This window comes from Salipaludibacillus daqingensis (assembly GCF_029891575.1).
GTDB classification, from domain to species: Bacteria; Bacillota; Bacilli; order Bacillales; family Salisediminibacteriaceae; genus Salipaludibacillus; species Salipaludibacillus daqingensis.
In genome coordinates this window covers 25164-40612 of the sequence record NZ_JARZHF010000004.1, presented here as the reverse complement: position 1 = coordinate 40612, position 15449 = coordinate 25164, and the positions used below count along the sequence as shown (strand labels likewise).

At 38.4% G+C, this 15449-nt stretch carries 15 protein-coding genes and 1 riboswitch; all 15 genes read left to right on the top strand.

The genetic code is table 11. The annotated features are described in order from the left end of the window. Positions 1-285: 285 nt before the first annotated feature. The 15 genes from QDN89_RS08945 to mreD all read left to right on the top strand — a co-directional run bounded on the left by QDN89_RS08945 (position 286) and on the right by mreD (position 15415). On the top strand, positions 286-1950 hold the full coding sequence (locus QDN89_RS08945) for a GspE/PulE family protein (RefSeq protein WP_280769785.1): 1665 nt from the start codon (positions 286-288) through the stop codon (positions 1948-1950). Positions 1951-1960: 10 nt separating this feature from the next. Then, positions 1961-3001 (top strand): type IV pilus twitching motility protein PilT, encoded by a 1041-nt coding sequence (locus tag QDN89_RS08940; protein WP_280769784.1) that lies wholly within the window; start codon positions 1961-1963, stop codon positions 2999-3001. Then, the gene (locus tag QDN89_RS08935) at positions 3001-4206 is read left to right on the top strand and encodes a type II secretion system F family protein (RefSeq protein ID WP_280769783.1); all 1206 of its coding nucleotides are present in this window, start codon (positions 3001-3003) and stop codon (positions 4204-4206) included. The genes QDN89_RS08940 and QDN89_RS08935 overlap by 1 nt, the downstream gene beginning before the upstream one ends. A gap of 4 nt (positions 4207-4210) precedes the next feature. Beyond that, positions 4211-4293: riboswitch (cyclic di-GMP riboswitch) on the top strand. Between the two features lie 111 nt (positions 4294-4404). Further along, complete coding sequence (locus QDN89_RS08930) at positions 4405-4809, top strand: competence type IV pilus major pilin ComGC (protein ID WP_280769782.1); 405 nt, start codon at positions 4405-4407, stop codon at positions 4807-4809. 134 nt (positions 4810-4943) lie between these two features. Further along, positions 4944-5726: a prepilin peptidase gene (locus tag QDN89_RS08925; RefSeq protein WP_280769781.1), complete on the top strand. Its 783-nt coding sequence runs from the start codon at positions 4944-4946 to the stop codon at positions 5724-5726. Then, positions 5711-6703 (top strand): type IV pilus biogenesis protein PilM, encoded by a 993-nt coding sequence (pilM, locus tag QDN89_RS08920; RefSeq protein ID WP_280769780.1) that lies wholly within the window; start codon positions 5711-5713, stop codon positions 6701-6703. Before QDN89_RS08925 ends, pilM begins: the two co-directional genes overlap by 16 nt. A 3-nt stretch (positions 6704-6706) precedes the next feature. Then, complete coding sequence (locus QDN89_RS08915; RefSeq protein ID WP_280769779.1) at positions 6707-7432, top strand: PilN domain-containing protein; 726 nt, start codon at positions 6707-6709, stop codon at positions 7430-7432. After that, entirely contained in the window at positions 7432-8244 is an 813-nt protein-coding gene (locus tag QDN89_RS08910; protein ID WP_280769778.1) for a hypothetical protein, read from the top strand. Before QDN89_RS08915 ends, QDN89_RS08910 begins: the two co-directional genes overlap by 1 nt. Positions 8245-8488: 244 nt before the next feature. Continuing rightward, a complete protein-coding gene (locus QDN89_RS08905; RefSeq protein WP_280769777.1) occupies positions 8489-9553 on the top strand; it encodes an SPOR domain-containing protein in 1065 nt (354 codons plus the stop codon). Between the two features lie 92 nt (positions 9554-9645). Further along, positions 9646-11082, top strand: a complete 1437-nt coding sequence (gene aspA / locus QDN89_RS08900) for an aspartate ammonia-lyase (RefSeq protein ID WP_280769776.1) — start codon at positions 9646-9648, stop codon at positions 11080-11082. Positions 11083-11182: 100 nt separating this feature from the next. Then, positions 11183-11752 (top strand): Maf family protein, encoded by a 570-nt coding sequence (locus QDN89_RS08895; protein ID WP_280769775.1) that lies wholly within the window; start codon positions 11183-11185, stop codon positions 11750-11752. A gap of 42 nt (positions 11753-11794) precedes the next feature. Then, positions 11795-12475 carry a RadC family protein gene (gene radC, locus QDN89_RS08890; protein ID WP_280770101.1) on the top strand — a complete coding sequence of 227 codons (681 nt, stop codon included), beginning with the start codon at positions 11795-11797 and terminating at the stop codon, positions 12473-12475. 477 nt (positions 12476-12952) lie between these two features. Then, entirely contained in the window at positions 12953-13993 is a 1041-nt protein-coding gene (locus tag QDN89_RS08885; protein WP_280769774.1) for a rod shape-determining protein, read from the top strand. A 13-nt stretch (positions 13994-14006) separates the two neighbouring features. Further along, positions 14007-14894 (top strand): rod shape-determining protein MreC, encoded by an 888-nt coding sequence (gene mreC / locus QDN89_RS08880; protein WP_280769773.1) that lies wholly within the window; start codon positions 14007-14009, stop codon positions 14892-14894. Continuing rightward, positions 14891-15415, top strand: coding sequence for a rod shape-determining protein MreD (gene mreD / locus QDN89_RS08875; RefSeq protein ID WP_280769772.1), 525 nt, complete (start codon positions 14891-14893; stop codon positions 15413-15415). The genes mreC and mreD overlap by 4 nt, the downstream gene beginning before the upstream one ends. The last annotated feature ends 34 nt before the right edge of the window (positions 15416-15449 follow it).

Genomic DNA, 15449 nt, shown 5'->3' with positions numbered 1-15449 from the left:
TAGGTTTATAATCCCTTAATCATCATCTATATTTGACAGAAAAAGACATTGCTTGTCATGTTAAGATGGTCATTCATGAGCTTTTTGGCATATAAATATGAAGTTTATGGAATGAATATATGTTGAAATTTCCAAATTTCACTGTAAAATAATCATTAATACATTATAATAGATATAGATAACCTAGGACTTGATTCATGATATATGTGCTTAATGACCTATTAATATTCAAAATAGAGAACAATTGTCTTTATTCTAAGCTTGAAAATCATAGGTGGTGAAACGATGAAAAAGTCACGAAAACGTTTAGGAGACCTTCTCGTTGATACAGGTTTAATTACTTCGGATCAGCTGTCTGATGCGCTGAAACATAAAACTGACAAACAAAAATTAGGAGACTCCTTATTACAACAAGGATATATAACGGAACAACAGTTAATCGAAGTGTTGGAATTCCAACTAGGTATTCCTCATGTGAGTTTGTATCGATACCCGATTGACCCTAAAGTCACTAGCATGATCGCAAAAGAAGTGGCAATCAGAAATTTTGTTATGCCGTTAAAACGTGAAGGAGATAAGTTATACATTGCCATGGCTGATCCTATGGACTATTTTACAATTGATGACATACGCTTATCTTCTGGATTTCAAGTGGAAGTAGCCATTGCAACAAAAGATGATATCGTTCGAACGATTCACAAATATTACGATTTAGATGAATCATTGGAAGAAATGATAGATGAGGAAGAATTTCAATCAAATTCAACAGAAATAAACGTTGCTAGTGAAGAAGAATCACCAATGGTTAAACTAGTTAACCAACTTTTATTAAGAGCGGTTCAGGAAAGAGCAAGTGATATACATATTGATCCACAAGAAAATAAAGTCATAATTAGGTACCGAATCGATGGTGTTTTAAGACCCGAGAGAAGCTTACCAAAACATATGCAAAACATGTTGATTGCGCGAGTGAAGATCATGGCTAATCTTGATATAACAGAAGCACGAGTGCCACAAGATGGTCGTATTAAGGTTAATGTAGACTTTCACCCGGTCGATTTGCGTATTTCCACATTGCCGACGGTATATGGGGAAAAAGTTGTGATGAGAATTCTAGATTTAGGAAACTCCTTAAATGATATGGAAAAACTAGGATTTAGTAATCAGCACTTGGAAAAATTCAAAAGTCTTTTAGCCAAGCCGAATGGAATCATTTTGATAACTGGACCAACGGGTTCGGGGAAGTCATCCACATTATATGCTGGACTTAATCGGCTGAATAGTGAAAGAGTCAACATTATTACGGTAGAAGATCCAGTTGAATATCAACTGGAAGGGATTAATCAAATTCAAGTTAATAACAAAGTGGGCATGTCATTTGCCAACGGACTAAGAGCCATTTTGCGACAAGATCCAGACGTCATCATGGTTGGCGAAATCCGTGATTCTGAAACGGCCGAAATCGCTGTTAGAGCTTCCTTAACGGGTCACCTCGTATTAAGCACAATCCATACAAACGATGCGATTAGTACAATTAATCGACTTATGGATATGAAAATTGAGCCATTTTTGTTGGCTTCTTCTTTGTCAGGAATCGTGTCGCAACGTTTAGTCCGACGGATTTGTCGAGACTGCAAAACATCTCGAGACGTATCGATTAGAGAAGACCGCATCTTTTCACGTAGAGGTTTAAATGTTTCGGAAGTTCACTATGGAGAAGGATGTCCGACATGCAATATGACTGGATATCGAGGACGATTAGCTATTCATGAAATGCTCGTGATGGATGATGAAATAAAATCGATGATAATGAATGAAAAATCAAGTCAAGACATACGGGATTACGTACTAGAAAATGGCATGACATTTCTCGTCGATGATGGGTTGCAAAAAGTCATCGATGGATGGACGACAACAGAAGAAGTGCTAAGAGTAGCGACAGAAAAGTAGGTGAAATGAGATGGAAGAAAAAATCACCCATTTATTAAAAAAAGCAGTGACCATTCAAGCATCTGATCTTCACTTAACGATTGGTATGCCGCCGATGTTTCGCATTAACGGAGAGTTAGTCAAAATGGATACCGAAACGATTTCCCCTGATGTGATGACAGCGATGGCAGAGTCTATCTTGCCTGCTAACTATTTACAAATCCTTCGCGAAAAGGGGGAAGTAGATTTTTCTTACGGTATTCCACAAGTATCGCGCTTTCGGATTAACGCTTACCATCAACGGTCACACATTAGCATGGCGATCCGAGTCCTTTCTACAAGCATCCCTTCTCTCGAAGAGTTAAGGATGCCACAAATTCTCTCAAAGATAGCGGAACGAAAACAAGGACTCGTATTAGTTACTGGACCGACAGGAAGTGGGAAGTCTACGACTCTAGCATCTATGTTAAAACATATTAATGAGACGCAAAAAAAGCATATTATTACGTTGGAAGATCCGATTGAATACTTGCATAAACACAGGAATAGCATCATTGACCAACGGGAAGTGGGCAGTGACACAAAATCCTTTGCAAATGGATTGAGAGCGTCCCTTCGTCAAGATCCTGACGTTATTTTAGTAGGAGAAATGAGAGATCTTGAAACGATTGCAACAGCAATAACGGCAGCGGAAACGGGGCATTTAGTATTTGCAACGTTGCATACATCAAACGCACCTGCCACAATTGATCGAATTATTGACGTTTTTCCACCAGGTCAGCAAGCGCAAATTCGAATCCAACTTGCTAGCGTACTGACAGCGATCGTATCGCAGCGGTTGTTTCCTACAGTGAATCGGCAAGGTAGAAGAGCAGCGACAGAAATTCTGATTAATAACCCGGCGATTGCAAATATGATCCGTAACGAAAAGGTTCATCAAATTCATAATGTGATGCAAACGAGTCGAAAAGAAGGCATGAATACATTAGCGATGTCGATTCAAGAACTATTGAATCGTAAAGAAGTAAGTCATGAAGAAGTATATCCTTATTTGCAAGAGAGGAATGCCTAATGCCTCAATATAAATATAAAGGAAAGCTCAAAAATGGCTTGAAAAAAGAAGGCACGATAACCGGACAAACGAAAAAACATGTCATCGAAAAGCTCAGGTCTCAAGGTGTAGCGCTAGCATCAGTGGATCAAATGGAATCGACGTTTTTTAACAAAGAAATTACTTTCGGTAATCCTGTAAGGTTACAAGATTTTGTCTTATTTTTACGACAATTTTCTACGCTGTTAAACTCTGGAGTGTCCCTAAGAGATGCAACGGCTATTTTAGCAAAACAAACGTCTAGTAAAGCACTTGGTCGTGCCCTTGAACAAGTGGAAGAGGAGCTAGTGGAAGGAAGACCTTTTTCAGAAGCGGCTGCTCAACACCGAAAAGTTTTCCCAATGATATTTATCCATATGGTTCGCGCAGGGGAAGCAAGTGGATCATTAGATGAGACGTTGGATCAATTAGCTCTTCAATTTGAGAAACAGCATGAAACAAGACAAAAAGTAAAAGCAGCGATGGCTTATCCGATGATCGTCGGTTTAGTCGCTATTGCAGTTGTTATTTTTTTACTGTCATCTGTCGTCCCAACATTTGCGTCGATGCTCTCTGATGTAGGAGGAGAATTGCCGGCTATTACGCTGTTTGTTCTAGGCGCAAGTAATGTTGTAGCGAACTTATGGTGGCTCATAGTACTTATATTCGTATTGGTAGCTCTGATCATTTGGGGTGTGATGCAAAAGCCTGACACGAAGTACTATGTAGATTATGCCTTACTTAAGATGCCGATCTTTGGACCACTACTACAAAAAGCTGCTTTGGCTAGAATGACACGAACACTAAGTTCCCTTTTTTCTAGTTCTGTTCCGATTTTACAGTCGTTACAAATGGTCGAAAAAATTGTTCAAAATGAAGTTATCGCTCGATCATTAAAAAAATCACGAGAAGCATTGGAAAGTGGGCAACGTCTGACGGAACCGATGAAAAAACATTGGGTATATCCACCGCTTGTCGTGCAGATGATTTCGATTGGTGAAGAAACTGGTTCCCTAGATGAAATGTTGACGAAAGTGGCTCAATTTTATGAAAAAGAAGTAGAATACGCCACAGACAAACTGAAGTCGTTGATTGAACCAATAATGATCGTTTTGCTTGCCGTTATCGTTGGTACGATCGTTATTTCGATAATCGTGCCAATGTTTCAAATTTATTCAGAAATATAAAACAGGTTTCAATGGAGCGATGAATGTTGATCTTTACTTGGGCACTTAGGTCAGCAAGAGCGAGTAGTGCAACCGGCCAACAAATATAGGCTCTCTCGATGTTTATCAAGACGAATCTTTAATGACAGACATCATGGAAATGTTTTGATCTATCGGAGTAGTAGCCAAAAAATAAACCGCGATAAGGAGAGGATTTACATGTTTAAGAAAATGTTAAAGAATCAAAAAGGTCTCACCCTCATTGAGTTATTGGTCGTTGTAGTCATTCTAGGAATTATTGCAGCTATTGCTGTGCCGAGTGTAGGTGGACTGATTGATAATTCACGAAAAGATGCACATATCGGAAATGCACAACAAATGATAAGCTCAGCTAGATTAGCAGCTGCCGGAGAATCAGACTTTGATAGTATTACACTTGATGACTTAGTGGAAGAAAACTACATCGAGCCACTTGAAAGCCCGTGGGGTGGGGATTATGAATCTGGACAAGTTGATAAAGATGGAGATGATTTTAGAGTTAGTTTGTCTACAGGTGATGATGAGTATGAAATTACAAATGCACTTTCCAGTGATTTGAGCAGAGATGCTCTTCCAATTAATTAATAAGTTAATATAACTATTTAAAATACCAAAACAGATATAAATCCCTCCCACTGAGGAGGGATTTAATTACATTAAGAGATAATTACTTACCAATATCTATCAATCTTCCAAATATCCGGAAAGGGCGTCTATTCATGGAACTATTCCTTCATGTATACTTGTTTCTAGTAGGGGCAGTGCTCGGCTCCTTTTATAATGTCGTCGGTCTTCGCGTGGCAAAAGGGATGTCGATTGTGAAACCGCGTTCCCATTGTACGAATTGCGGGCAGACGTTGACGTGGAAAGAATTGTTTCCCGTCCTTTCCTATCTTTTTCTAAAAGGACGCTGCCGACATTGTAGGAAGTCTGTCTCTCCAAAATACCCTTTGTTTGAACTAGCGACGGCATGTCTTTTCACGATATCACCACTGATGGTGGGATGGTCAAAAGAATTGCTCGTAGCGTTAGTGTTTCTCTCTTTATTAGTGATCATTACTGTGTCTGATCTAGAGACAATGTTAATTCCAGATAAAATTTTGTTGTTTTTTCTTGTTCTATTAGTGATCTTAAGGTTTATCGAACCTTTGACCCCTTGGTGGGATAGTTTGGTTGGCGCTGGGTTTGGGTTTATATTATTTCTAGCACTAGCAATCGTTTCCAAAGGTGGCATGGGTGGAGGAGATATTAAACTCATGGGTGTGATCGGTTTCGTGTTAGGTTTTCAAGGGACAATTTTAACGATTTTTCTTTCTTCATTTATCGGAGCTGTTTTTGGAATAGCAGCAGTAGTGATGAAAAAAGCGAAGCGGAAAAACCCGATTCCATTTGGACCATTTTTAGCGATCGGAGCAATACTCAGTTATTTTTACCATGAAGCGATGTTTGACTGGTATATCAACGTATTTATGTTTGGAGGGGTTATATGGGGTCTATCATAAAAGTTGGAAAAAAAGAACACGTTAGTTTTCAAATAAAGGATCATATCTTTCGCTGTGTTGTAACGAAACATGCGTCGATTGATTCGATCATTCACTATTATGAAAGAGTCATACCAGAAGGGATTTTGGAAAAAGGTAAAATCATAGATTCAGAGAGTTTCGAGATGTTTTTATCTGATTGTGTGACAGAGTGGAAGTTAAAAAGAAAAGATATGAAGTTTTTAGTGCCAGACTCTACGATATTCTTTCGCCAACTAGATGTTCCTAAAGATTTATCAAAAGAAGAAATTCGGGGATACATAAACTTTGAAATTGGCTCAACCATTCATGTTCCGTTTGAAGAGGTTTACTTTGATTTTCACTTATTAGACGATGAACTGGAAGATGAAAAGCAACAAATTCTTTTATTTGCTGTTCCAGAAAAAGTGATCCAAGACTATGTTGCTCGTTTTGAAGAAGAAAAAATGACGCCTGTCGTTGCAGATGTGGCCCCACTTTCGCTATATAGATTATATATGCAAGATCATCTGGATGATATGAATGAGCAGGTGATGCAACTAGAGTGGGATCTTAGTTCGATTAATATCAGTATATTTCATGAGCATAAGCCTGTTTTTATGCGAAACATTACGCAATACTTCAGTAGAGAAGATTGGGAGCTCACTCAGCATGATAATCTCGTAGAATGGGTTTGTAAACAAGACGAAAAGGTGGAAGGAGAACTGCAAGATTCTCTCATAGAAGTGGAGAGAGTGATTGATTTTTATAAATATACGATGAACAAGGGAGAAAAAGAAGTAACGAAAATCTTCTTAACAGGAGATCATCCAAAATTAATGCTCATGCAAAAATGGTTAGAAGATTCCCTTGGAGTTTTGGTAGAAACTGAAAAATCACTAGATATTTTATCAAAGGTGAACATGGATGTGCCGCATCGTTTTATCCTCCCACTTAGCCTTTGTCTTAAAGAGGTGTAATCCATGAATGTAGAAATAAATTTACTTCCAAAAAAACCAGAAAAAAAACGTCTGTTTTTTTACATAGTCATTAGTCTTTTGATCATGCTTTTGATTGGATTTACCATGGCCTTTGTATATCAGCAAAATCTAGAACGAGAGGAACGTCAGTTAGACGCGGATATAGAGACAATTCTTCTTTTACAAGAAGCCGAGAGAGGGCAAGAGCAAAGTTCTGCTTCTGAAGAACAGCGATTAGAAAAAACGGTTGATGTATTAGAATCTCAGCGTAGATCAACGACACGTTTATTAGACTTATTGGTAAAAAAACTTCCGGAACGTGGTTTTTTCACACGGTTTGAATTTCAAGAACCAGGAACGGTGAACCTAGACGTGCAGTTTGAAACGCAAAGAGAAGCTGCAAGTTACTTGCATGCTTTAAATGATCACTTCATAGTTGAGGAAGCAATGATTAATGACGTGACGACAGAAGAGTTAATCTTAAACGAAGACGAACAAAATCAATCGGTTTTGCCTAGATACAATGCGTCTTATACAATTTCTATTTATATGCCGATATTCTCGAGTGTGGAACGTTGGGATGACTTGGAACAAGAACGATCAAACTTAGTAGAAGAGGAACTGGATGATCCAGAACAAGAAAGCGACGATGGTGATTTAAGTGATAATGAACAGGAAGAAAATCGTAATCTCTTTTCTGATGACGAAATAGAAGAGGGGGGACAATAATGAATGTCGAATTTAAAAAAATTCAAACGGCAATGATCGTTTTTTTGTCATTGTTATTCATTGGTCTTCTTAGTTATATCTTTTTTGTATTGCAGCCATTGCAGCAGGATGTTTCTAATACAAGAAGTGAGTTAGCTTTGGAAGAAGAAATATTGTCATCAATGCAAAGTACGGACGAAGTGGCGAAAATATATGAAGAGCATGAAATTCAATCATTACTCCGCAAGGTTCCTGTTCAACCTTGGATCGATCATTGGATGTTAGATTTAGAAAAAGCGGAGCTCGTTTCTGATACGGAAATAAACCGCTATACATTTTCTAAAGGATTTCTTCAAAGTACGAGTTTTGCCGAAGAAGATTTAGATGATGAGAGAGAAGAAATTAGCATAGATGAGGAAGAGATTGTCGTTGAAAACGAGGACGAATCTGAAGTTGAGGTAATAAGGGATGAAGGAAATGATGAGGGGGAGTTCGAAGAGCGGTCACTTGTACTAGCTGACGGCGAAGAGGTGAACCAAGTAACGGCAAGTCTAACAGTAAATGCAGATTCATATGATCAATTATTTCAATTTCTTTATGAAATAGAACAGTTAGACAGATTCACAGAAATATATGGATTAACATTTGCAGCACCAGCTGAATCATCAGTGATCATGCAAGAATCAGAGGAAGAAATGGAAGAGTTGACGTTTGACGTGAATGTAAGTACGTACTATATAGAAGACTTACTAGAAACGTTTAGCGACTATGAATTTTCACGACCATTTGTTAGCCCTGAGAAGAAAGACAGCCCTATTTTTCGACAACCATAACGTTTAAATCCGCACTCTTAGTGAGTGCGGATTTTTATTTGTATGGATATGAAAGATTTTTATAGGGAATCAGTTCTATCATTTTCTGTTAGTTAATAGACTTACCATATAGGTACTGTTTATTTTACTCCGCTTATGTTTTGGCGTTTGTTTGTGATTTTCCGTGCCAGATCTTCTATGAACACTCGTATCAGAACATCGTCGTCTACACTACCTTAAACAGAAAAGAAAGGAGCGGCGTATTGTGAAAAAAGAGAATGATGTCCTCGTTCGAATAGATGGAAAATATCAAAAAGTAGAAAGAGGATTGAAAACAGACGAAATTGCAGCAAGCCAGGCGTTTAAAGAGGATGAGGAACCGTTAAATAATGATAAACAAAAAATTGTCGACTTTAACAAGCGTCGACGTGCGATGGAAGAAACTCGAGCACCTTTTTGGGACGATGGGATAAGGGAACACAGTCCCAAATTACCTCCATCAAATCGGAAAAAGAAAAAGCCTTCATTGGATAAGTTTTCGTTACAGTTTTTTAAAAATAAGGTGTTCTTATCTTGTGTAGCAGCGATTCTTGTAGGGGGAGCATTCGGGATGATGTTACTATCTTTATTTACCGGTCAAGAAGCAACGTCAAGTCAAAATCAAGCAGGGTTCTCTGATGGACCTAGTATAGTGGATGTTGCGACAGATATAGATACAGAAGAAAATACTAGATTGACGATACCATCTCTTGAATTACACTTCGTTCAAGTAGGTGCTTTTTCTACGATTGAAAAAGGGAACGAAGTAGCAAGTTTATTAAAAAGTGAGGGGTTACCTGCAACGTTACTAGAAGATGGTGATATTCATTATTTATTTACTGGAATGGCCATGGATCGGAAAGGGGCCGACATCTTAGCGAACTATATTGAAGAGGAAGGACAAGAAACATATGTAAAATCTTTTGCTGTTTCTACAGACAACTTGGAGTTGGAAGAAGACTTTCATACGTTTTTAACAAAAGGCAGGGAATGGATTGAATATACATCTATTATGGCTATTAACGATATTAGAGGTACATCTCCTTCTAATGAACAAGTGAAGAACCTTATTGATATAGGACAAGCTTGGGAAGATTCTTACGAAGAACTGTCCTTTTCAAATGAAGAGGTGGAGGGCTTATCAAAGGAATGGGTAGAAGAGAACAAAGAGATCATTGATGAATATTCATCGGATTCGTCTTCCTCAGGTATAGGGTTAGAAACACAAGAATCGTTAATGAATGGGATGCTCATTTACAAAGATCTCATTCAAGCTTTAAAAAATACTTAACTACTGTGAAACTGGTACTCTAAGCTCTCTTAAACTGTGATAATATATAGTTGATATCAATATCGATTTATGATTCTAGAAAGGGGTTAGGAATGGATACAAAACTATCTACGCAGGTTAGAATCGAACGTGATTTAATGGGAGAAAAAGAAATTCCAGCACAAGCTTATTACGGAATTCAAACGATGCGTGCAAAAGAAAATTTCCCGATTACGGGTTATCCTCCGCACGGGGAATTAATTAAGGCGTTTGGTTATGTGAAAAAGGCGGCAGCAAAGGCGAATGCCAAAGTTGGCGTATTAAACAAAGGGATCGCAGAAGCAATCATGGAAGCATCTGATGATGTGATTGAGGGTAAACTTAATGATGAGTTTATTGTAGACAGCATCCAAGGTGGAGCAGGAACATCTTTTAATATGAATGCTAACGAGGTTATCGCTAATCGTGCAATTGAGATTATGGGAGGCAAAAAAGGAGAGTATATGAAGGTGAGTCCAACGACTCATGTAAATATGGCACAATCTACCAACGATGCTTTTCCAACAGCAATTCATGTCGCTTGCCTTTATTTATCGAACGGATTAATTAAAGCGCTAAATGATTTAGTAGTGACGATGAAAAAGAAGGAAGACGAATTTGACGATGTGATAAAAATGGGGAGAACGCATCTTCAAGATGCAGTACCTATTCGATTAGGACAAGAATTTGGTTCTTATCGTCGATTGTTATCTAGAGATTTAGGCCGCATCAAACAGTCCGTTGATCACCTTTATGAAGTCAATATGGGAGCTACCGCAGTTGGCACAGGGTTAAATGCAATGCCAGAATACATAGATCAAGTAACGAAAAACTTGGCTGAAATGACTGGTATGCCGTTTCATCGTGCCGAAGACTTAGTGGATGCAACACAAAACACAGATGCTTACACGCAGTTATCAAGTGCCATGAAAATATTAGCAATCAATTTATCAAAAATCGCCAATGATTTAAGGCTAATGAGCTCTGGACCTAGAACAGGAATAAATGAAATTAATTTACCACCTAGACAAGCAGGATCTTCGATTATGCCTGGTAAAGTAAACCCAGTAATGTGTGAAGTCATTAACCAAGTTTCTTTCCAAGTCATCGGCAATGATCAAACAATTAGTTTGGCTTCGGAAGCAGGACAATTAGAGTTAAACGTGATGGAACCTGTACTAGTGTTTAATCTTTTACAATCCTTTACAATATTGCAAAACGGAATCAATGTGTTTAGAGATTTTGCGGTAGAAGGAATTGAAGCAAATATTGACCATTGCAAATCGTTAGTTGAAAATAGTGTAGGAATTATTACAGCAATTAATCCTCATGTTGGCTATGAGGTAGCTGCAAGAATTGCAAAGGAAGCGATTACATCAAATCGGCCTGTTCGGGAAATCTGTATCGAACGAGGGATATTGTCTGAAGAAGAGTTAGACCGCATTCTTGACCCGAAAGAAATGACAAACCCTGGTATTGCAGCAAAAGAACTCATTTTTGGAGAAGAATAGTCTGAAAAGAACTTGAATGAAGAGGAAGATTCTAGTAAAATAAGCTTAGTCTCTTCCTCATAATTTACCAATACAATCATAGTCAAAGGATGGGACTTGCATGAAACCTTTTGTATTAGCCTCTCAATCGCCTCGAAGAAAGCAACTGCTTGAACAAGCAGGACTTTCGTTTACAATAATCCCTAGTGATGTTGAAGAAATTGTACCAGAATCATACACTCCAAAAGAAACGGTTGCATCACTAGCCCACCAGAAAGCGACAGATGTTTTTTCACGAAATCCTGATAAACTCATCCTTGCGGCAGACACCATCGTCGTGATCGATGACAAGATTCTCGGAAAACCGGCAGATGCGCATCAAGCCTATGAAATGCTTCAACAACTCTCTGGCAGAGATCATCACGTGTTGACAGGGGTTACGATCCTATCGCAAGAAAAGGAAATGACCTTTGTGGAAAAAACGCACGTTCACTTTTTCCCGCTAACTTCTGAAGAGATCACATCATATATCAACAGTGGTGAACCGTTTGATAAAGCTGGAGGTTATGGAATTCAAGGCCTTGGATCGACGCTGGTAGAAAAAATAAATGGAGATTACTTTACGGTTGTAGGGCTTCCTATTGCTAAGGTTGTTCGTGCTTTAAAACAATTTCATAGCGATTCCCTTTGATTTTAACGAAAGGGATCAAAAAGGAGGTTTTTTAGTATGAGTATGACGATGATGATTAGAGATGTTCCAAAAAGTGAGCGCCCGCGAGAGCGATTAGTAAGAGAAGGACCGGAAGCATTATCAAATCAAGAGTTAATTGCCTTACTGCTTGGTTCAGGAACCAAGTCAGAATCCGTACTCCAACTCGCAGCAAGGGTGATTCAGCATTTTGATGGATTGAAATTACTTAAAGAAGCATCGACTAAAGAGTTAATGGATATTAGAGGAATCGGAGAAGCCAAAGCCGTGCAACTCCAAGCGGCGATTGAATTAGGCAAAAGAATTAAGCAACAACCCGTTGAAGATCGCTACGTGATTCGTTCCCCTGAAGATGTGTCTCAATTTATGATGGATGAGATGCGTCACCTCAATCAAGAACATTTTGTTGTTCTTTACTTAAACACCAAAAACCAAGTGATTCATAAACAAACGATTTTTATAGGAAGCTTGAATGCTTCTATTTGCCATCCTAGAGAAATTTTCAAAGTAGCGTTTCGATACTCGGCCGCCTCGATTGTTTGTCTACATAACCATCCTTCAGGAGACCCTGCGCCAAGTCAAGAAGATATAGATGTGACAAAGCGGTTGACCGAATCTGGAAAAATGTTAGGTGTTGAAATGCTTGATCATGTCATTATCGGTGATCAGCGATTTTGCTCATTGAAAGAAAAAGGGTATGTATAAAAGACGTGACTAATTCATAATCAAAGAAAGAGACTTATGAAAATTCTATTGAATAGGAAAGATACCTTCGCTTCAAACAAAACACATTGAAGGGACGGAATGAAGCGGGTAAGGATGTCGCACTTGTTTGGGTAAAAGCTAAGCCAAGGAAGCGGCATCCTATTTCTTTGTGAAAACATAGTATAATCTTTTCTTATAGCTGAGAGTTATCAGCATCTCATAACGCAAATTGAATTGTTAAACCGAAGTCATGAAATAACCTTTGCTCGTAGTTAATTCCAACAATTCCAATATGTACATGATTTCACGGTTGTGTTAGGATAAAATAAGGATTTTTATGAGTATCTGTGAAAAAGCTACTCATATGTGAAAAGATTGAGTATAATTGTCTTTATGGAGTTTGTCAGGAGAAAGGGTATAGTATCCTAACCAATAAGACAGATGAAAAGTTTGAATGAGCGAAGGGAGATTACATAGATGTTTGCAGGTTTTTCGAAAGATTTAGGAATTGATTTAGGTACAGCTAATACACTCGTTTACGTGAAAGGAAAAGGGGTTATTCTTCGAGAACCTTCCGTCGTTGCAATCCGTTCTGATTTAGGAACGATTGAAGCTGTAGGTAACGACGCTAAAAATATGATTGGTCGTACTCCTGGTAATATCGTTGCGATTCGCCCGATGAAAGACGGTGTTATTGCAGATTTTGATACAACAGCAACAATGATGAAACATTTTATCCAACAAGCATTACGTAACCGGTCTATTTTCACACGAAAGCCAAACGTCATGGTTTGTGTGCCCTCGGGCATTACGGCAGTTGAAAAGAGAGCTGTAGAAGATGCGACAAAGCAAGCAGGTGCAAAAGAGGCCTATACGATTGAAGAGCCATTTGCAGCAGCCATTGGAGCAAACTTACCAGTATGGGAACCAACGGGTAGTATGATCGTAGATATTGGTGGAGGAACGACAGAAGTTGCCATTATTTCTCTAGGAGGAATTGTAACAAGTGAATCCGTTCGCGTTGCTGGGGATGAAATGGATGACGCGATTATTCAATATGTAAAGAAAACGTACAGCCTAATGATTGGTGAAAGAACAGCTGAAGCAATTAAGTTTGAAATTGGAAGTGCTGGAAATCCGGACCCAACAGAAGTGATGGATATTCGAGGTCGAGATCTTGTTTCAGGTTTACCGAAGACGATTGAGATCCATTCAGAGGAAATCACAGGTGCTTTAGCTGATACTGTGACACAAATCGTGCAAGCAGTGAAAGATACATTAGAGCAATCTCCTCCTGAACTTGCAGCTGATATTATGGATCGAGGAATTGTTTTAACTGGTGGTGGAGCACTGCTTCGAAACCTTGATAAAGTGTTAAGTGAAGAAACGAATATGCCTGTACTTGTATCAGAAGACCCATTGGATTGCGTTGCTATTGGAACAGGACGTGCTTTGGAAAACCTTCATTTATTCCGCTCAAAAGCAGGAATTACAGTACGGTCAAATAGAAAAGGGTAAGTAGGTGTCGCATATGTCTCCATTTTTTTCTAACAAGCGACTGATCGTATTGCTCGTTTGTATGATTATACTTGTGGCGTTAATTGGTTATTCCATGAGTGATCGCAGGGCTCTTTCATGGCCTGAGCAGTTTGTTACTGACACAGTTGGTTCGGTTCAGTCAGCCTTTTCAAGACCCGCTCATTTCGTAGCGGGTTTCTTTGACAACATTAGTGATATGAGAAATCTATATGAAGAGAACAAAATATTGAAATCCCATTTAGATGAATATGCTTCCCTTCAAGTGGAATTGAACGATTTACGTCGACGAAATGATGAGTTAGAAGGGGCAGTAGATTTGCAAGACGATTTTGAATTAATGGATTACACTGTAAGATCAGCTCTTGTAATCCATCGTTCTCCAGATCGATGGAATGAACAAGTTGGGATAAATAAAGGGGCCCAAGATGGCATTGAAGAAAACATGGCAGTGATGACTTCAGGTGGATTAATAGGAAAAATTGACCAGGTTTCTCAATTTTCTTCTTCCATTCAATTATTAAGTGATCAAGATGTAACGAATCGAATTTCAGCGATGGTGGACGGAGATGACTCTGTTTACGGATTTATTGAAGGAATCGACCATGAAACTGGCTATTTACAATTTACTAAAATTGATATCGAAGCAGAACTAGAAGATGGTCAAACGGTATCAACATCTGGTCTTGGTGGAGTTTTCCCTAAAAATCTAACGATCGGCGAAATAGTTGATTATGAGTATGATGAATTTGGTTTAACACAAACGGCATATGTCGAACCATCAGCTGATTTTTACCATTTGGATTATGTGATGGTCATTGAACGAAGTGCTCCTACAATCGATGATGACATTAATGATGATTCAGGGGACGATGAATCATGATCATTCGATATTCCACGTTCATTGCCCTGTTTATCTTGTTTATTTTAGAAGGAACAGTTTATCAAGTTTTTGCACCTGATTTTCACGGATTTCCTTATCTGTTGATCCCACGGTGGATGTTTATGCTTCTATTGATAGCAGGAATTTATCGTGGTAGAGGATACGGGCTTTTTTATGGGATTATTTTTGGTGTTTTCTATGATATTATTTACTCACAAGTATTAGGTGTCTATACATTTGGAATGGGTTTACTTGCTTACCTTTTGTGTAACTCTATTCCTATTGTAAAAAAAAATCTATCATTAATAATCCTCTCGGTAACTTTAGGTGTTGTGCTGCTTGAGTATTATGTGTATGGGATGATGACACTTCTTGGAAAAACTGAACTCTCACATGAGATATTCCTTTCTAAAAGATTTTTTCCAACAATGATCATGAACTTTATCATCTTAGCTATACTTGCCTTTCCTTTGCGTCGATGGTTTCAGTATTTTGACCGAAAAATGCAAGATTTCAACTAGTACGAAATTAAATGAAACTCTGTTTACACCATTG